Annotated in this window: 18 protein-coding genes and 1 riboswitch; of the genes, 7 read left to right on the forward strand and 11 right to left on the reverse strand. The window is 70.5% G+C overall.

Going from position 1 to position 16,060, the window contains the following annotated elements; genetic code table 11:
• Positions 1–5: 5 nt before the first annotated feature.
• Positions 6–404: a hypothetical protein gene (locus tag ACFSKW_RS21025; RefSeq protein WP_379573998.1), complete on the forward strand. Its 399-nt coding sequence runs from the start codon at positions 6–8 to the stop codon at positions 402–404.
• Here ACFSKW_RS21025 and ACFSKW_RS21030 read toward each other — a convergent pair.
• Positions 397–1,293, reverse strand: a complete 897-nt coding sequence (locus ACFSKW_RS21030; RefSeq protein ID WP_379573999.1) for a LysR family transcriptional regulator — start codon at positions 1,291–1,293, stop codon at positions 397–399. The two genes, ACFSKW_RS21025 and ACFSKW_RS21030, sit on opposite strands and share 8 nt — an antisense overlap.
• A gap of 73 nt (positions 1,294–1,366) precedes the next feature.
• Between ACFSKW_RS21030 and ACFSKW_RS21035 the strand changes: the two genes are divergently transcribed.
• The gene (locus ACFSKW_RS21035) at positions 1,367–1,750 is read left to right on the forward strand and encodes a RidA family protein (protein ID WP_379574000.1); all 384 of its coding nucleotides are present in this window, start codon (positions 1,367–1,369) and stop codon (positions 1,748–1,750) included.
• On the opposite strand, the gene glgX is transcribed toward ACFSKW_RS21035, so the two are convergent.
• The 4 genes from glgX to ACFSKW_RS21055 form a co-directional block, all read right to left on the reverse strand.
• The gene (gene glgX / locus ACFSKW_RS21040) at positions 1,747–3,888 is read right to left on the reverse strand and encodes a glycogen debranching protein GlgX (protein WP_379574001.1); all 2,142 of its coding nucleotides are present in this window, start codon (positions 3,886–3,888) and stop codon (positions 1,747–1,749) included. The two genes, ACFSKW_RS21035 and glgX, sit on opposite strands and share 4 nt — an antisense overlap.
• Positions 3,889–4,063: 175 nt before the next feature.
• On the reverse strand, positions 4,064–4,492 hold the full coding sequence (locus ACFSKW_RS21045) for an OsmC family protein (RefSeq protein WP_379574003.1): 429 nt from the start codon (positions 4,490–4,492) through the stop codon (positions 4,064–4,066).
• Between the two features lie 100 nt (positions 4,493–4,592).
• Entirely contained in the window at positions 4,593–5,120 is a 528-nt protein-coding gene (locus tag ACFSKW_RS21050; protein WP_379574004.1) for a hypothetical protein, read from the reverse strand.
• 163 nt (positions 5,121–5,283) lie between these two features.
• A complete protein-coding gene (locus tag ACFSKW_RS21055; RefSeq protein ID WP_379574005.1) occupies positions 5,284–6,690 on the reverse strand; it encodes an ankyrin repeat domain-containing protein in 1,407 nt (468 codons plus the stop codon).
• A gap of 95 nt (positions 6,691–6,785) precedes the next feature.
• On the opposite strand from ACFSKW_RS21055, the gene ACFSKW_RS21060 reads away from it, so the two are divergent.
• Entirely contained in the window at positions 6,786–7,445 is a 660-nt protein-coding gene (locus ACFSKW_RS21060; protein WP_379574006.1) for a DUF1707 SHOCT-like domain-containing protein, read from the forward strand.
• Positions 7,446–7,530: 85 nt separating this feature from the next.
• Here the strand turns inward: ACFSKW_RS21060 and ACFSKW_RS21065 are convergent, their stop codons facing one another.
• The 5 genes from ACFSKW_RS21065 to ACFSKW_RS21085 form a co-directional block, all read right to left on the reverse strand.
• Positions 7,531–8,337: a sirohydrochlorin chelatase gene (locus ACFSKW_RS21065; RefSeq protein WP_379574007.1), complete on the reverse strand. Its 807-nt coding sequence runs from the start codon at positions 8,335–8,337 to the stop codon at positions 7,531–7,533.
• On the reverse strand, positions 8,319–9,047 hold the full coding sequence (locus tag ACFSKW_RS21070; RefSeq protein WP_379574008.1) for a phosphoadenylyl-sulfate reductase: 729 nt from the start codon (positions 9,045–9,047) through the stop codon (positions 8,319–8,321). The genes ACFSKW_RS21065 and ACFSKW_RS21070 overlap by 19 nt, the downstream gene beginning before the upstream one ends.
• Before the next feature lie 64 nt (positions 9,048–9,111).
• On the reverse strand, positions 9,112–9,255 hold the full coding sequence (locus tag ACFSKW_RS21075; protein WP_185077756.1) for an Insertion element protein: 144 nt from the start codon (positions 9,253–9,255) through the stop codon (positions 9,112–9,114).
• A complete protein-coding gene (locus ACFSKW_RS21080) occupies positions 9,252–10,925 on the reverse strand; it encodes a nitrite/sulfite reductase (protein ID WP_379574009.1) in 1,674 nt (557 codons plus the stop codon). Before ACFSKW_RS21080 ends, ACFSKW_RS21075 begins: the two co-directional genes overlap by 4 nt.
• 114 nt (positions 10,926–11,039) lie before the next feature.
• Positions 11,040–11,153 carry a putative leader peptide gene (locus ACFSKW_RS21085; RefSeq protein WP_379574563.1) on the reverse strand — a complete coding sequence of 38 codons (114 nt, stop codon included), beginning with the start codon at positions 11,151–11,153 and terminating at the stop codon, positions 11,040–11,042.
• A 172-nt stretch (positions 11,154–11,325) separates the two neighbouring features.
• Here ACFSKW_RS21085 and ACFSKW_RS21090 point away from each other — a divergent pair, with 172 nt between their 5' ends.
• The 4 genes from ACFSKW_RS21090 (at position 11,326) to glyA (ending at position 14,907) form a co-directional block, all read left to right on the forward strand.
• Entirely contained in the window at positions 11,326–12,105 is a 780-nt protein-coding gene (locus ACFSKW_RS21090) for a TIGR03084 family metal-binding protein (protein ID WP_379574010.1), read from the forward strand.
• A 33-nt stretch (positions 12,106–12,138) separates the two neighbouring features.
• Positions 12,139–12,510: a YccF domain-containing protein gene (locus ACFSKW_RS21095; RefSeq protein ID WP_379574011.1), complete on the forward strand. Its 372-nt coding sequence runs from the start codon at positions 12,139–12,141 to the stop codon at positions 12,508–12,510.
• Positions 12,511–12,577: 67 nt separating this feature from the next.
• Complete coding sequence (locus ACFSKW_RS21100) at positions 12,578–13,534, forward strand: YihY/virulence factor BrkB family protein (RefSeq protein WP_379574012.1); 957 nt, start codon at positions 12,578–12,580, stop codon at positions 13,532–13,534.
• Between the two features lie 13 nt (positions 13,535–13,547).
• Positions 13,548–13,628, forward strand: a riboswitch (ZMP/ZTP riboswitch).
• 25 nt (positions 13,629–13,653) lie between these two features.
• Entirely contained in the window at positions 13,654–14,907 is a 1,254-nt protein-coding gene (glyA, locus tag ACFSKW_RS21105) for a serine hydroxymethyltransferase (RefSeq protein ID WP_379574013.1), read from the forward strand.
• A 60-nt stretch (positions 14,908–14,967) separates the two neighbouring features.
• Here the strand turns inward: glyA and ACFSKW_RS21110 are convergent, their stop codons facing one another.
• On the reverse strand, positions 14,968–15,963 hold the full coding sequence (locus tag ACFSKW_RS21110; protein WP_379574014.1) for a LacI family DNA-binding transcriptional regulator: 996 nt from the start codon (positions 15,961–15,963) through the stop codon (positions 14,968–14,970).
• Positions 15,964–16,060 lie beyond the last annotated feature (97 nt).

The raw sequence follows: 16,060 nt of genomic DNA on the forward strand, positions 1-16,060 counted from the left end.
GCCGGGTGGATCTCGTCACGGTCGCGGCATGGGTGCTCAACGCTCTGATCGGCTTCTATCTGCTGTACCTGTGGCTGTCGGGCGGCGGCCTGCGACAACAGGTGACGAAGGTCACCCGCTTCCCCGCGACGTTGATCTTCTCTCATCCCGTGCTGGCCGTCTCCGCGCTGGCATGCTGGGTGGGGCACCTGGTGACCGGGCAGCGGCTGCTGGCCTGGCTGGCCTTCGCCGTGCTGGCGGTCTCCGCGCTCCTGGGATTCACGATGTTCACCCGGTGGCTCGGCGCCGGACGCCACGCGAAGGGGGCCGAGCAGCGCTTTCCGCTGCTGGCCGTGCTGGCCCACGGGGTGGTGGGCGTGACCACGTTCGTCCTGGTGCTGCTGGCCGCCTCGTCGATCAGCTGAGCGCCTTTCCGACGGCGACGGCCAGGTGGGCGAAGGCGCTCACCAGCGGGTCGCCGGTGCCGTGCCGCCAGGCCAGCGCCACTGTCGTCGTCGGCGCGCCCTTCAGCGGCCGGTAGACCACGCCGGCGGGCCGTACCGCGCTCACCCCCGCGGGGGCGAGGCTCACGCCGAGACCGGCCGCGACCAGACCGGCCACCGTCTGCCACTCCACCGCCCGCTGCGTCACCCTCGGCTCGAACCCCGCCGCCCTGGCCGGCGCCAGCAGCCTGTCGTGGAAGCCCGCGCCGTGCTCGCGGGGGAAGAACACGAACGGCTCGCCGGCCAGGTCGGCCACCTCGACCCGTCGCCGCGACGCGAGGCGGTGGGCCGACGGCAGCACCGCGACCACCTCCTCGGCCAGCAGCGGGACCACCTCCAGCCCCTCCGCCTCCTCCGTCTCGCGCAGCAGCCCGACGTCGATCTCCTCCCCGCGCAGCGCCTGGAGCTGCCGGGAGGTCGTCAGCTCCCGCATCTCCACCCGCACCCCCGGTCGCTCCCGCGCGAAAGCGGCGATCACGCCGGGCACGACGGTCAGCGCGAGCGAGGCGGCGAACCCGACGCGCAGCCGTCCCGCCTCGCCGCGGCCCGCCCGCCTGGCCGCCTCCAGCCCGCCCGCCACCTCCTCGAGCGCCAGCCTCGCGGCCGGCAGCAGCCGCGCGCCCGCGGCCGTCAGCTCGCGGGCCGCCCGGTCGAACAGCGGATGTCCCACCCGCTCCTCCAGCCGCCTGATCTGCTGGCTGAAGGGCGGCTGCGCGACGCCGAGGCGCTCGGCGGCCCTGCCGAAGTGCAGCTCCTCGGCCAGCACCAGGAAGGCGTGCAGTTGCCTGAGATCCAGCTCGGGGCGTTCCATATCTCAAGAGATATCAGGACGACCTGTGCGACGTCTTGGACATATCGCCCGCCGTCCTGTGAGGATGCACGCCATGACAGCACGCACGCTCATCTCCAGCGACTCGACGTTCGAGCACGCCATCGGCTACTCCCGCGCGGTCGTCGAGGACGGCTGGGTCTTCGTCTCCGGCACCACCGGCTTCGACTACCGGACGATGACCATCTCCGACGACGTGGCCGAGCAGGCCGCCCAGTGCCTGCGCAACATCGGCGAGGCCCTCGACAGGGCCGGCGCGTCACTGGCCGACGTCGTCAGGGTCACCTACATGCTGCCGGAACCGGCAGACTTCGAGCCCTGCTGGCCGGTGCTCCGCCAGGCCTTCGACAAGGTACGGCCGGCCGCCACGATGATCGGCTGCCGCCTCGCCGACCCGCGCATGCGCATCGAGATCGAGGTCACCGCCCGGCTGCGCTAGAGGCTCGCCTGCTGGGGAGCCCGCATCGGGTGGCGGAGCACCTGGATGCTGCGCGCCGTGACCGCCACCACCGAGCCGGGCGACCACCGGTCGTCGGAGTAGAACTCCTCGCCCTGCCCCTCGTCGTTGGTGTCGAGCACGGTGATCCACGAGTCGGCGAACTCCTCACCGGGCAGCGTGAACGCCATGTCCTCGTGATGGGCGTTGATCAGCAGCAGGAACGAGTCGTCCACGATGCGCTCGCCGCGCGGTCCCGGCTCGGTGATGGCCTCGCCGTTGAGATAGACGCCCATCGACTTGGCGTACCCGGTGTGCCAGTCGCCGGCCGTCATCTCCGCGCCGGCCGGGGTGAGCCAGACCAGGTCGCGCTTGCCGTCGTCCGGTGTGCGGCCGCGGAAGAAGCGGCGGCGCTGGAAGACCGGATGCTCGCGGCGCAGCCTCGACAGCGAGCGGACGAAGTCGAGCAGGTTCTCCTCGGTGTGGGCCATCGACCAGTCGACCCAGGAGATCTCGTTGTCCTGGCAGTAGGCGTTGTTGTTGCCGCGCTGCGTGCAACCCAGCTCGTCGCCGTGGGAGAGCATGGGCACGCCCTGCGACAGGAAGAGCGTGGTCAGGAAGTTGCGTCGCTGGCGGTGGCGCAACCGTACGATCTCGGGGTCCTCGACGGGGCCCTCGACGCCGCAGTTCCACGAGCGGTTGTCGTCGGTGCCGTCGCGGTTGTCCTCGCCGTTCTCCTCGTTGTGCTTGCGGTTGTAGGAGACCAGGTCACTGAGGGTGAAGCCGTCGTGGCAGGTCACGAAGTTGATGGAGGCCACGGGGCGGCGGCCGGAGGAGGCGTACAGGTCGGCGGAGCCGGCCAGGCGGGAGGCGAACTCGGGCAGCGCCGACCCGGTGCCGCGCCAGAAGTCGCGCACCGAGTCGCGGTACTTGCCGTTCCACTCCGTCCACAAGGGCGGGAAGTTGCCCACCTGGTAGCCGCCGGGGCCGACGTCCCACGGCTCGGCGATCAGCTTGACCTGGGAGATCACCGGGTCCTGCTGGATGAGGTCGAAGAAGGCGCTCAGCCGGTCGACGTCGTGCAGCTCGCGGGCCAGCGCGGCGGCCAGGTCGAAGCGGAACCCGTCGACGTGCATGTCGAGCACCCAGTAGCGCAGGGAGTCCATGATGAGCTGCAGCGCGTGCGGTGAGCGCACGTTGAGACTGTTGCCGCAGCCGGTGTAGTCGAGGTAGTAGCGCCTGTCGCCGTCGTGCAGGCGGTAGTAGGCGCTGTTGTCGATCCCCCGGAAGCCGAGGGTCGGACCCATGTGGTCGCCCTCGGCGGTGTGGTTGTAGACGACGTCGAGGATCACCTCGATACCCGCCTCGTGCAGCGCCTTCACCATCGCCTTGAACTCGAGCACCTGCTCGCCGCGCTGGCCGGCGCTGGAGTAGGCGCCGTGCGGGGCCAGGTAGGCCATCGTGTTGTAGCCCCAGTAGTTGGTCAGCCCGCGGGCCACGAGGAAGTGCTCGGGCACGAAGTGGTGCACGGGCATCAGCTCGACCGCGGTGACGCCGAGCGAGAGCAGATGGTCGATGACCGCGGGGTGCCCGATGCCCGCGTAGGTGCCGCGCTGCTCCTCGGGGACGGCGGGGTGCCGCATGGTCAGCCCGCGCACGTGGGCCTCGTAGATCACCGTCTGGTGGTACGGCGTGTGCGGCGGCCGGTCGTTGCCCCATTCGAAGAACGGGTTGATGACCACGTTCTTCGGCATGTAGGGGGCGCTGTCGACGGTGTTGACCTTGGAGGGGTCGGTGAAGTGGTAGGGGAAGACCGCCTCGTTCCAGCGCAGCTCGCCCTCGATCGCCTTGGCGTAGGGGTCGAGCAACAGCTTGGCGGGGTTGGCGCGGTAGCCGTGCGACGGGTCGTAGGGGCCGTGGACGCGGTAGCCGTACCGCTGGCCTGGTGCGATGCCCGGCAGGTAGCCGTGCCAGACGAAGCCGTCGACCTCGGGCAGGTCGAGGCGCTCCTCGTTGCCGTCGTCGTCAAACAGGCACAGCTCGACCCGCTCGGCGACCTCGGAGAACACCGCGAAGCTGGTGCCAACGCCGTCCCAGGTGCCGCCGAGTGGATAGGGCTCGCCCGGCCAGACCTCTCGCATGTGGCCCAATTGTCGCACGTGTCCGCCTTTCCGTCGCTATGGCGACGACACGAACCAACCTGGAGCCCCCGCTCCAGGAGTGCCGTCGCCGTTCCGCTCGGGGGATCGGGACGATCCCCGCGCTCCGAACCCCGCGCCCGAGCGGCGGCGCGGGGTCGACGTCGACAGGAAGACGTCAGCCGAGCAGCTCGGCGTTGAGCGAGATGGTGGTGCCGGCCAGCGCCTTGCTCACCGGGCAGTTGGCCTTCGCCGTCTCGGCGGCCTCCTGGAACTGCTCGGGGGTGATGCCGGGCACCTGCGCGCGCACGGTGAGCACGATGCCCGTGATGCCCTCGCCCGGCTGGAACGTCACGTCGGCCTTGGTCTCCACCGTCTGCGGCGGGGTGCCCGCCTGCGCGAGCCCGTGGGACAGGGCCATCGAGAAGCACGAGGAGTGCGCGGCCGCGATGAGCTCCTCGGGAGAGGTCTTGCCGTTGGCCGCCTCGGCCCTCGACGGCCAGGAGACGTCGAAAGTACCGACGCCGGAGGTGTCGAGCGAGACCTGGCCAGAACCGTCGAGCAGGGCGCCCTTCCACTGCGTGGTGGCGGTACGAGTGGTCGCCATGGCGATGTCCTTTCGCTGGAAAGCCCCAACATATCCCGCTGGTGTCCGATGATCGTCCGCACCCGGCGAGGTCGGCGTGGGCGCGGCGCGCGGGGAACGGTCAGGCGCAGCCGCGCGAGGCCCGCGCGCGCAGACAGGCCCAGCCGAGCCCGCCGACCGGGCCGCGCGCACCCCGCCGCAGCGTGTCGGCGCTGCCGGTGTCGGGCCCGTAGACCTTCACGGTCGCCCCGTCGCGGGTGCCGCGCAGCAGCAGGTCGCCCGTGTGGTTGTTGTGCGCCGAGCCGAACCGGCCGGCGCGCAGCTCGACCCACCTGTCCTTGCCGCTGAGCACCCACTGGGTGCCCTGGTAGCGCGAGCGCGCCCAGAAACAGGCCACGCCCGAGTCGCAGTCGCCGAGCCCGTCGAAGCTCTCGCATGACGCGGGGAACACGTTGACGCTCAGCGCGCCGTCGTCGTAGGCGACGGTGTTGGAGTCGACCCTGGTGCCGCCGGGATGGCGGGCCAGCTGCGCCGCGAGCGCCCTGTCGCTGTCGACCGCGCACTGGTCGGGCGGCGCCGACGCGTGGCCCGCGGGGGCCGGCAGGCAGGTGACGAGCAGCGCGGTCGCCGCGGCGAGTCGGATGCGCACACACGATCCTTACGTCGAGTGACAGGTGGCCACCGGAACGTTAGCGCGCGATCGCTCTCCGTGACATCCGCTCGGAAAAACTCGCGTGCCGTGACTCCACGACGCCCCGGCGCACCGCTCCGAGGCGTGAGGAAGTCGCGGCACGCGTCATCTGCCCGCGCGCTCAGCCCTCCAGGGTCCTGCGCGCCTCCTCGGCGACCTCGCGGGCGTAGTCGTCGTCGCTTCCCGCCAGTACCCGCTCGATCCCCGCCCTGGCCCTGTCGTCCTTGCGCAGCGCGAGCCCGCGGGCCGCCTCCGCCACGGTGTGCAGGTCGCCGTCGTCCAGCCTGGCCGCGAGCGCCTCGCGGATCTCCGGGGTGTCGGCGTCGAGATTGGCGATGCCGGTGGTCGCCCAGTCGCGGACCTCCTCCTCGTCGTCCCTCGACATCTCCACCAGCAGGGCGAGCCCCTCGCCCCAGAGGTCGCGCTCGCCGCCGCCCTCCGCCTCGGCGCGCAGCAGTCCCGGATCGCCCGGCAGCACGTCGGCCAGCGCGATCGCGTCCGTCATCGTCCGCCTGTGCTCGGGACGGCCGATGATGTCGAGCACCTGGGGCAACGCCCTGTGGTCGCCCTGGTGGCCGAGCGCGGCCAGCACCGAGCGCAGCACCTGCGGGTTGCCCTCGGTCGTGGCCATCTTGCGCAGCAGGGGCAGCGTGCGCTCCAGGTACGGCTTGTCGCCCTCCTCGGTGATCCCGTACTGGGCGATGGCGTCCACGCCGAACTCGCGCTCCCTGGCGTCCTCGCTGACGCACAACCTGGACAGCGCCTCGTAGGTCTCCTCGTCGGCGCGCTTGCCGAGGGTGTCGGCGACGATCCACCAGGTCTCGGCGTCCTCGTCGGTGTCGCGGTGCGCCAGCGCCCTGGCGACGAGCTGCTCGACGGGGGTGTAGACGCCGTCGGCCTCCTCCAGGAGCGTGGCGATCGCCGCGTGGCCGCGCTGCGCCTGGATCTGCTCGCGCTGCTCGCCGTCGGGCGACTGTCCCGCCACCGTGACCAGTTCGGTGCCGTCCTTGGCGTACTGCCGGGCGACGACGTACTCCCATCCCTCCTGCCCGATCTGGTCGAGCAGCGCGCTCTCCAGGTGAACGCCCACCCAGTCGACCGCGATGTCCAGCGGGGTGTCGCCGTCGGCGTCGAACTTCTCGATGTCGGCGCCCGCCTCCAGCAGCACCCGCACCACGCCGAGCGCGCCACGCCGCGCGGCCAGCGTCAGCGGCGTGTCACCGTCGTCGTTGGCCGCGTCGACCTCCGCGCCCGCCTCGATGAGCGCCTGGGCGGTCTCGGCGTGGCCGTTGGCCGCCGCCCACGCCAGCGCCCGCCAGCCGCCGCCCTCCTGGCCGTTGACGTCGGCGCCCCCGGCCAGCAGCGCCCCGGCCACGGCCACCCGGTCCCACGCGGCCGCCGCGCACAGCGGGAGTCCCTCCTCCTCGCCCTGGCTCACCACGTTCGGGTCGGCCCCGGCCGCCAGCAGCTGGTCCACGGTCTCCAGGTCGCCGTTCAACGCCGCCCGGTAGAGCTGTTCCTCATGCATGACAGGACCCTAGCGTCTCCGCTCCGGGGGCCGGCTCCAGCGGCACGGGGATGTCGGTCCTCCGCAAGTATGACAAAACGCGATATGTTGCGAGTATGAGTGATCCGGGCGGACTGCGTGCTTCAGACGTCGAGCGGGAGGCCGTCGTCGAGCGGCTGCGGGTGGCCTCGGTCGAGGGCAGGCTGACGCTGGTCGAGCTGACCGACAGGACGGAGGCCGCCTACAAGGCGACCACGCACGCCGAGCTGGCCCTGATCACCCAGGACCTGCCCGCCGAGGGCACGATGGCGCCCGCACCCTCCGAGGCGCCGTCGCGCAGGCGGCGCTGGTTCGTGGCGATCATGGGTGACACCAAGCGCCGCGGCAAGTGGCGGGTCGACCAGGAGCTCGGCGCGGTGGCGGTGATGGGCGACGTCGTGCTCGACCTGCGCGAGGCGGAGGTCCGCACGAACGCCATCGACGTCACCGCGGTCTCCGTCATGGGCGACGTCAAGATCATCGTCCCCGACGGCGTCGACGTGGACCTCGATGGCGTGGCCGTCATGGGCGACAAGAAGGTCGACGTGCTGGAGGCCGCGCCCGGCATGAACGTCCCCGTGGTGCGGGTGCACGCCTATGTCTTCATGGGAGACGTGAAGGTCATCGGCGACTCGCGGGCCAAGCCGATCAAGCGCGGGTGGGCGGCGTGGCGCGAGCACCTCGGGCTCACCCACGAGCAGATGTGGAGCGAGCAGCGGCGGCTGGGCCGCGACTGACGCCCGGCGCGGCGCCTCCGCCGCGCCGGATCAGGGCCAGATCGGGGCCGGATCAGCGCCGGATCAGGTTCGCGTCAGGCCCCCATCACGCCGAGGCCATGACGGTCTCGGCCGCCAGAGCGAGCTCGTAGCGTTCCAGCAGCACCTCGACCAGCTCGGGCGCGGGGCCGAGCACGTCCGCGACGACGTCGGCACCTGAGCTCTGCCGTACCTTGTCGGCGAAGAACCCGGGAGCCAGCAGGTACGGCGCGACGGCGACCCGCGGCGCTCCCGCGGCGCGCAGGGCCGCGACCGCCTCAGCCGGAGTGGGCCCCGCGGCGGAGGCGTAGGCGGGCGCCACGGCCCACCAGCCCGCCCGCTCGCCCCACGACCGCGCGAGGTCGGCGACGACGGCGTTGGCGCGGGCGTCGCTCGAACCCGCGGAGACGAGCACGACGGCCGTGTCGCGGGCGCCGGGAGCGACCCCCGCCTCGGCCATGCGGCGCTCGAGCGCGTCCAGCAGCAGCGGGTGAGGGCCGAGCGTCGTGCCGTAGCGCACGCGCAGGCGCGCGTCACGGGCGCGCGCCTCGGCGAGCGCGGCGGGCAGGTCCACCCTGCTGTGATAGGCCTCGGTCAGCAGCAGCGGCAGCACGACCGCCTCGCGCAGCCCGTGCAGCGCCTGAGCGAGCGTGGGCGGTCCGTGGTCGAGGAAGGCCGAGCGGACGGGCAGCCAGGGACGGGCCTGCCTGACCCGCTCGAGCAGCGCCTCCACGGTCGCGGCGGCGCGCGGGTCTCGCGACCCGTGCGCCACCGCGACCAACGGGATCGCGCCCCTGCCAAGGCGCGCCCCCTCAGCCGCCGGATGCCGGCCGGCGGTGGCCACGGATGCGGACGTCAGAGGTGAATGCCGCATTCGGTCTTCCCCATGCCCGCCCAGCGGCCGCTGCGCGGGTCCTCGCCGTCGGCGACCTGGCGGGTGCAGGGAGCGCAGCCGATCGACGGGTAGTTGTCGTAGTGCAGCGGATTGATCAGGACGCCGTTGTCGGCCATGTAGTTGTCGACGTCGTCCTGCGTCCACCTGGCGATCGGGTTGACCTTGACCATCTGGCGCTTGGCGTCCCACTCCACGACCTTCGTGCCCGTGCGCGTGGGCGACTCGTCGCGGCGGATGCCGGAGATCCAGGCCAGGTACGGCTCGAGCGCCCTGTTCAACGGCTCGACCTTGCGCAGGTAGCAGCACAGGTCGGGGTTACGGCCGAACAGGCGGGGGCCGAGGTCGCGCTCCTGTTCCTCGACCGTCCGCGACGGCTGCACATTGATCACATTGACGTCATAGACCTGCTGGACCGCGTCACGGGTGCCGATCGTCTCGGCGAAGTGATACCCCGTGTCGATGAACAGGACGTCGACGCCCGGCTTCACCCTGCTCACCAGATCGATCAGCAGCGCGTCGCTCATGGAGGAGGTCAGGCACAACCGGTCGCCGAACGTCGCGGCCGCCCAGCGGATGATCTCCCTGGCGGGCGCGTCCTCCAGGAACACGGCGGCGGACTCGACAATGGACTGCAGGTCGAGCGTGCCGCGCTGTTCTCTTAACGTCACCTCGATGTCGACCAGCGTCATGAGGCCTCCTTCGTCGGCCCCACGACGAGCGTGCTGCGTCTACTGATGCCCTCACTGCGTTCGGTCATATCTTCACTCCGATCCCGAGAAACTTCAGCTTGAAGGCGCGGGCGCACGCCCTGCAGTACCAGCCGCCGTCGCCCTCGTACGGCTCCAGGTCCTCGTCACCGCAGTAGGGGCAGTGGAAGGGGACCGCGCGTTCGCTCATTTGAGGTCCCCCTCGTCTGCTCGCTGGACCCAGTCGGAGAACGACTCGCCGTCCTTCTTCTGGTCCTCGAAGTGGGTCAGGACCCGCTCCACGTAGTCGGGCAGCTCCTCGGCCGTGGTCTTCAGGCCACGGACCTTGCGGCCGAAACCGGGGTTGACGCCGAGCGACCCGCCCAGGTGGATCTGGAAGCCCTCGACCTGCTCGCCCTGGTCGTTGACGACCAGCTGGCCCTTCAGGCCGATGTCGGCGACCTGGATGCGGGCGCAGGAGTTCGGGCAGCCGTTGACGTTGATGGTCAGCGGCTCGGCGAAGGTCGGCAGCCGCTTCTCCAGCTCGTCGATCAGGTGCGAGGCGGTGGCCTTGGTCTCGACGATCGCCAGCTTGCAGTACTCGATGCCGGTGCACGCCATCGTCTGGCGGCGGAAGGTGGAGGGGGTGACCTGCAGGTCGTTGGCCTCCAGCGCGGCCACGAGCGAGTCGACCTGGTCCGGCGCGACGTCGAGGATGACCATCTTCTGCTCGACGGTCGTGCGGACCCTGGCCGAGCCGTGCCGCTCGGCGAGATCGGCGATCACGTGGAGCGTGTCGCCGTCGAGCCGGCCGACCCGCGGCGCGAAGCCGACGTAGAAGTTGCCGTCGTTCTGCGGGTGGACGCCCACGTGGTCGCGGCGGCTGTCGCGCGGCTGCTCGGGCGCGGGCCCGTCGGGCAGGTCCTCCTTGAGGTACTCCGTCTGGAGCACGTCGCGGAACTTCTCCGCACCCCAGTCGTTGACCAGGAACTTGATCCTGGCCCTGTGCCTGAGCCTGCGGTAGCCGTAGTCGCGGAAGATGCCGATCACGCCGCCGTAGACGTCGGCCACCTGGTCGGGGCGGACGAACACGCCGATGCGCTTGCCGAACATCGGGTTGGTGGACAGGCCGCCGCCCACCCACAGGTCGTAGCCCTTCTCGCCCTGCTCGTTGACGACCCCGACGAAGGCCACGTCGTTGATCTCGTGCACCGTGCAGTGCGCGGGGCACCCGGAGATCGCCGTCTTGAACTTGCGGGGCAGGTTGGAGTAGGCCGGGTCGCCGATGAAGCGGTCGTGCACCTCGCGGATCTGCTCGGTGGCGTCGAGCAATTCCTCGGTGTCGATGCCGGCCAGCGGGCAGCCGAGGATCACGCGCGGCGTGTCGCCGCAGGCCTCGGTCGTCGACAGGCCGACCGCCTCCAGGCGCTCCCAGATGTCGGGCACCGACTCGATCTCGATCCAGTGGTACTGGATGTTCTGCCGGTCGGTGAGGTCGGCGGTGCCCCTGCCGTACAGGTTGGAGATGTCGGCGAGCACCCGCAGCTGCTCGAGGCTCAGCTGGCCCCCGTCGATGCGGACGCGCAGCATGAAGTAGCGGTCGTCCAGCTCCTCCGGCTCGAGGATGGCGGTCTTGCCGCCGTCGATGCCGGGCTTGCGCTGGGTGTACAGGCCGTACCACCGCATGCGTCCACGCAGGTCGGCCGGGTCGATGGAGTCGAAGCCACGCTTGGAGTAGATGTCGATGATGCGCTGGCGAACGTTCAGCCCGTCATCGTTCTTCTTGTTCTCCTCGTTCTTGTTCAGCGGCTCGCGATAACCGAGAGCCCACTGACCTTCGCCGCGCGGGCGCTTGTGATGCCGGCTGGCAGGGGTGGTCATAGCGCGTCCTTTGAGTCGTGGGCGCGCGCCAGCCTCCTCCTGCCTCATCGTCGAGTGCAGGGGAACCGGGGTGTGCGACGCGCGCGGTCGTTTCAGAGAGAAAACGGGGAAGAATTAGCGGGCGTCGCTACAGATGGCACTACGGACACGCTGAAGGTCGACGTGACGTCGCACGACGAGCATCGGGTCCGCTGGCATACCTCGAACCATACCTTGGCCGTCTGGCATGTCCAAGACCGGGTCCACACTCTGGACGATCTAGCCCTGCCTCGGCCAGTCGAGCTCCGACTCCTTGGGAGTCTCGCTGTTCTGATGCTGGCAGTCGCACCATGATCCGCCAGGGCACTCCTGGTGAAGTTTGTCCTTGCACTTCTCGCAAATCACCTCTTGATTATTCATCGTGGACTTCTATCCGGCCCTGCTCACCGACCTGCGCGCCGAGACCGCCGACCTGGAGTCGCTCCTGGACGGCGCCGACTGGGAACTCCCCACGCCCGCGCAGGGGTGGTCGGTCCGCGACCAGGTCAGCCACCTGGCGTGGTTCGACGAGGCGGCCGTCAGAGCCGTCACCGACCCCGGCTCCCTGCGAGCCGGGGTGACCGAGACCTTCGTCGACGACCTGGTGGCCGAGGCGCGCTCGCTGTCCGTCGCCGAGGTGCACGCGTGGTTCCGCGCGGCACGCGCCCGCATGCTCGACCTCTTCGCCACGCTCGACCCGCGGCAGCGCGTCCCCTGGTACGGCCCGCCCATGTCGGCCGCCTCCTTCGCCACCGCCAGGCTCATGGAGACATGGGCGCACGGGCAGGACGTCGCCGACGCGCTCGCCGTCGTCAGGACGCCCACCGCCAGGCTCAGGCACGTCGCCACGCTCGGCGTGCGCGCCATGCCGTACGGCTTCGCGGTCAGGGGCAGGCCCGCGCCCGCCGACCCCGTGCGGGTGGAGCTGACGATGCCGGACGGCACGCCGTGGACGGCCGGCGCCCTCGGGGCGGCGGACGTGGTCCGCGGGCCGATGCTCGACTTCTGCCTGCTGGTCACCCAGCGGCGGCACCTGGACGACCTGCGTCTGGAGGTTCAGGGCGAGACCGCGCGGGCGTGGACGGAGGTCGCGCAGGCGTTCGCGGGCCCGCCGGGGAAGGGCAGGGATCCCTCAGGGGCGATTCAGGGCAATTCCGGATGATCTCTTTAGATATGCGCTGACATGCTTTGAACTATGCGGACCATTCTGAACGTCATCTGGCTGGTTCTCGCCGGAGTGTGGCTGGCGATCGGATACGTGATCGCCGGCATCATCTGCTGCATCCTGATCGTCACGATCCCCTTCGGCATCGCCTCGTTCAGGATCGCCGCCTACGCGCTGTGGCCGTTCGGCAGAACCGTCGAGCGCGACCCCGACGCGGGCGCGCTGTCCACCATCGGCAACGTCATCTGGCTCGTCTTCGCAGGCTGGTGGCTCGCGATCGGCCACGTGCTCACCGCCATCCCGCTGTTCGTCTCGATCATCGGGATCCCGCTGGGCGTGGCCAACATCAAGATGATTCCGGTCTCGCTGCTCCCCCTCGGCGCGCGTATCGTCGAAACCTGACACGAGATCGGATTGTCACAGGTCATGCGGGGAAGTGACCGGTGACAGCGCATACCCTTTGGTTGCCATGACCTCCACCGACGCACCGCCTCGCGCCAAACGGCGCGGGCCGCGGCTCAGCATGAGCCGCGCGAGGGAGCGGCTCAGCTGGGTGCTGGACACCCGGTCGTGGGCCATCGTCCGCGCGTCCGTGGACGCCGGCGTCAACTACAGGGTCACCGGTCTCGCGGGCGAGGCCGCGTTCTTCGCCCTGCTGTCGCTCCCGCCGTTCGTGCTCGGTCTCATCGCCGTGCTGGCCCAGCTCAGCTCGGTGCTCGGGCCCGACACCGTCGAGACCGTACGGGTGGAGGTGGAGAAGCAGGCGCACTTCATCTTCACCAACAACGCCGTCGACCAGGTCATCAAGCCGCTGCTGAACGACGTGCTCAACAGCAACAACAAGGTGCCGCTGATCTCGGTCGGCTTCCTGCTCGCGCTCTGGTCGGGGTCGCGGGCCCTGTACGTCTACGTGGACCTCATCTCGGTGGCCTACGGCCTCGGCGAGGAGCGGGGCATCATCCGCACCAGGCTGATGTCCTTCGGCCTCTACGTCGTCTCCCTGCTCATCGGCGTCATCGTCATGCCGGTCATGCTGATCGGGCCCGACCTGCTCCGGGCCGCGATCAAGGACTACGCGGTGCTGGTCGACATCCTCTACTGGCCCGTCGTGATCATCGGCTCCGTGCTGTTCCTGACCATGCTCTACCACGTCAGCGTCCCCGTGCGGACCAAGTGGTACAGGGAGCTGCCCGGCGCGGTGCTCGCCCTGTTCCTGTGGCTGCTGTGCGCCATGGTGCTGCGGGCGGTCTTCGCCTCGTGGTTCTCTCCCGTCTCGGTGTACGGCTCGCTCGCCGCGCCCATCGCCGTGCTGCTGTGGCTGTACATCACCGCGCTCGCCGTGCTCATCGGCGCCATCCTCAACGCCGAGGTCGACCGGCTGTGGCCGGGGGAGGGGGCGACGAGGGCCAGCCGTACGGCGGCCTGACATCCGATATCGTCTAGGACGTCGCGACTGGCGCATTAGGTGGTTGACCACCGGGGAGCGGAAGGGGCGAAGGCCGAGCGCCTGGGTCTTCGCACAATGTCAATGACGACAGGGGAGTCATGAGTTCTCTCGCCACGGTCGACCCGCAGCTCGCCGAGCTCATCAAGGCCGAGGAACGCCGCCAGGCCGACACCGTCAAGCTGATCGCGTCCGAGAACTACGTGTCCAAGGCGGTCCTCGAGGCCACCGGCACCGTTCTCACCAACAAGTACTCCGAGGGGTACGCGGGCAAGCGCTACTACGAGGGCCAGCAGGTCATCGACCAGATCGAGACCCTGGCGATCGACCGTGCCAAGTCGCTGTTCGGCGTCGGGCACGCCAACGTCCAGCCGTACTCGGGCTCGCCCGCCAACCTCGCCATCTATATGGCCTTCCTCAACCCGGGCGACACCGTCATGGGCATGGGCCTGCCGTTCGGCGGCCACCTGACCCACGGCTGGTCGGTCAGCGCCACCGGCAAGTGGTTCAACCCGGTCCGCTACGGCGTGCGCCAGGACACCGGCCGCATCGACCTCGACGAGGTCCGCGCGCTGGCCCTGGAGCACCGGCCCAAGCTGATCTTCTGCGGCGGCACCGCGATCCCGCGCACGATCGACTTCGAGGGCTTCGCCTCGATCGCCAAGGAGGTCGGCGCGGTCCTGGCCGCCGACATCGCGCACATCGCCGGCCTCGTGGCGGGCGGCGCGCACCCGTCGCCGGTGGGCCACGCGGACGTGATCTCCACGACCACGCACAAGACGCTGCGCGGTCCGCGCGGGGCGATGCTGATGGCCTCCGCCGACGAGCACGCCGCCGCGCTGAACAAGGCCGTCTTCCCCGGTCTGCAGGGTGGCCCGCACAACCACACCACCGCCGCGATCGCCGTCGCCCTGCACGAGGCGGCCCAGCCGTCCTTCCGCGAGTACGCCGCGCAGGTCGTCGCCAACGCCAAGGCGCTGGCCGAGGAGCTGTCGAGCCGCGGGTTCGACCTGGTCTCCGGCGGCACGGACAACCACCTGATCCTGCTCGACCTGACGCCCAAGGGCATCGGCGGCAAGCCGGCCGCCCAGGCCCTGGACAGGGCGGGCCTGGAGACCAACTACAACACGGTGCCGTTCGACACCCGCAAGCCGTTCGACCCGTCCGGCATCCGCATCGGCACGCCCTCGGTCACCTCGCGTGGCATGAAGGAGGCCGAGATGCGACAGATCGGCGCGTGGATGGACGAGGTCGTCACGGCGCTGGCCAAGGGCGACGCCGAGGACGTGATCACCCGCGTGCACCACGAGGTCTCCGAGCTGACCGCGCAGTTCCCCGCGCCCGGTCTCTCCTAGAGATCTGCCCCGAGCCCCGTCGCACATGGTGCGGCGGGGCTTCGCCGTGCCCGTCCCCGCTCAGTCGCCGGTCGAGGCACGGAACACCAGGCGGGTGGGGACGTGCAGCCGGCCCACCTCGTTTCCCGCGAGCAGGTCGATCAGCGCGCCCGCCGCGACCGCTCCCCGTGCGGCGGCCTCGAGGCTGACCACGGTGAGCGGCACCTCCCAGTGCTTGTCCTCTGAGGTCTCGCACATCATCGTCACCCGCAGGTCGCCGGGGATGGACAGCCCGAGCCTCCTGGCCGCCGCGAGCAGCGCCTCGCCGTAGGTCTCGTTGAGGCCGTGGACCGCGTCGGGGCGGGCGGCGCCCGACAGGAGCCGCTGCGCGGCCACCTCGGGGACCTCGTCCGGCTGGAGCGCCTCGACGATGGGCGGGTTGCCCGTGGTCGCGCACCACTCGCGGTAGGCGGCGCCCGTGTCGAGCGTGTAGGAGTCGGCCTCGGTGCCGGTGAGCAGCGCGACGCGCCGCGATCCCGTGGCGCGCAGCCGGTCGAGCAGCGCGCGCAGTGCGTCCTCCGCGTCACTGTGGACGACGGGAACGCCGCCGTGCCCCGGGTCGAGCGGCGCGCCGTCGGCGACCACGGGGATGCCCCTGCGCAGGCAGTCGGCCAGGATCGCGTCGTTCGGCTCGGGATCCACCACGATCATGCCGTCCAGCGGGACTCGGCGGATCATCCCGGAACCGGGCGCCGCGGGAACGACGACCAGGGCGTGCTCGCGTTCGACGGCCAGCATGGTGGCGCCGCCGGTGAAGGCGGCGTAGTAGGGGCGGTAGGTGTGGCCCCAGTGCCGCGAGTCGAGATGCACGACGGGGACGCCGATCACGCCGACCCTGCCGGAGGCCAGACCGGCGGCGATCGGGTCGGGCTGGTAGCCGAGCTCCTGGGCGGCGGCCAGGACGATCGCCCTTGTCTTCTCGGAGACCCGGCCCTTGCCGCTGAGGGCGTGCGACACCGTGGTGATCGACAGCCCTGTGGCGGTGGCGACGTCGCGGATACCGGCGCGTGAGCTCATGGCTTGATCCTAACCACGTTTGAGAAAACGTTTTGGCAACGCCCATTGACGTAGCCAAAGCGTTTTTGCAACCGTGGCGTACCCCAGAACCACTCAG

The organism is Nonomuraea mangrovi, from assembly GCF_042681425.1.
GTDB classification, from domain to species: domain Bacteria; phylum Actinomycetota; class Actinomycetes; order Streptosporangiales; family Streptosporangiaceae; genus Nonomuraea; species Nonomuraea mangrovi.

What these genes read in the sequence shown, in the direction of transcription:
- ACFSKW_RS21030 (WP_379573999.1), bottom strand. Translation starts at nt 1,293, where the DNA reads ATGGAACGCCCCGAGCTGGATCTCAGGCAACTGCACGCCTTCCTGGTG.
- ACFSKW_RS21035 (WP_379574000.1), top strand. Translation starts at nt 1,367, where the DNA reads ATGACAGCACGCACGCTCATCTCCAGCGACTCGACGTTCGAGCACGCC.
- glgX (WP_379574001.1), bottom strand. Translation starts at nt 3,888, where the DNA reads ATGCGAGAGGTCTGGCCGGGCGAGCCCTATCCACTCGGCGGCACCTGG.
- ACFSKW_RS21045 (WP_379574003.1), bottom strand. Translation starts at nt 4,492, where the DNA reads ATGGCGACCACTCGTACCGCCACCACGCAGTGGAAGGGCGCCCTGCTC.
- ACFSKW_RS21055 (WP_379574005.1), bottom strand. Translation starts at nt 6,690, where the DNA reads ATGCATGAGGAACAGCTCTACCGGGCGGCGTTGAACGGCGACCTGGAG.
- ACFSKW_RS21060 (WP_379574006.1), top strand. Translation starts at nt 6,786, where the DNA reads ATGAGTGATCCGGGCGGACTGCGTGCTTCAGACGTCGAGCGGGAGGCC.
- ACFSKW_RS21065 (WP_379574007.1), bottom strand. Translation starts at nt 8,337, where the DNA reads ATGCGGCATTCACCTCTGACGTCCGCATCCGTGGCCACCGCCGGCCGG.
- ACFSKW_RS21070 (WP_379574008.1), bottom strand. Translation starts at nt 9,047, where the DNA reads ATGACGCTGGTCGACATCGAGGTGACGTTAAGAGAACAGCGCGGCACG.
- ACFSKW_RS21075 (WP_185077756.1), bottom strand. Translation starts at nt 9,255, where the DNA reads ATGAGCGAACGCGCGGTCCCCTTCCACTGCCCCTACTGCGGTGACGAG.
- ACFSKW_RS21080 (WP_379574009.1), bottom strand. Translation starts at nt 10,925, where the DNA reads ATGACCACCCCTGCCAGCCGGCATCACAAGCGCCCGCGCGGCGAAGGT.
- ACFSKW_RS21085 (WP_379574563.1), bottom strand. Translation starts at nt 11,153, where the DNA reads ATGCCAGACGGCCAAGGTATGGTTCGAGGTATGCCAGCGGACCCGATG.
- ACFSKW_RS21095 (WP_379574011.1), top strand. Translation starts at nt 12,139, where the DNA reads ATGCGGACCATTCTGAACGTCATCTGGCTGGTTCTCGCCGGAGTGTGG.
- ACFSKW_RS21100 (WP_379574012.1), top strand. Translation starts at nt 12,578, where the DNA reads ATGACCTCCACCGACGCACCGCCTCGCGCCAAACGGCGCGGGCCGCGG.
- glyA (WP_379574013.1), top strand. Translation starts at nt 13,654, where the DNA reads ATGAGTTCTCTCGCCACGGTCGACCCGCAGCTCGCCGAGCTCATCAAG.
- ACFSKW_RS21110 (WP_379574014.1), bottom strand. Translation starts at nt 15,963, where the DNA reads ATGAGCTCACGCGCCGGTATCCGCGACGTCGCCACCGCCACAGGGCTG.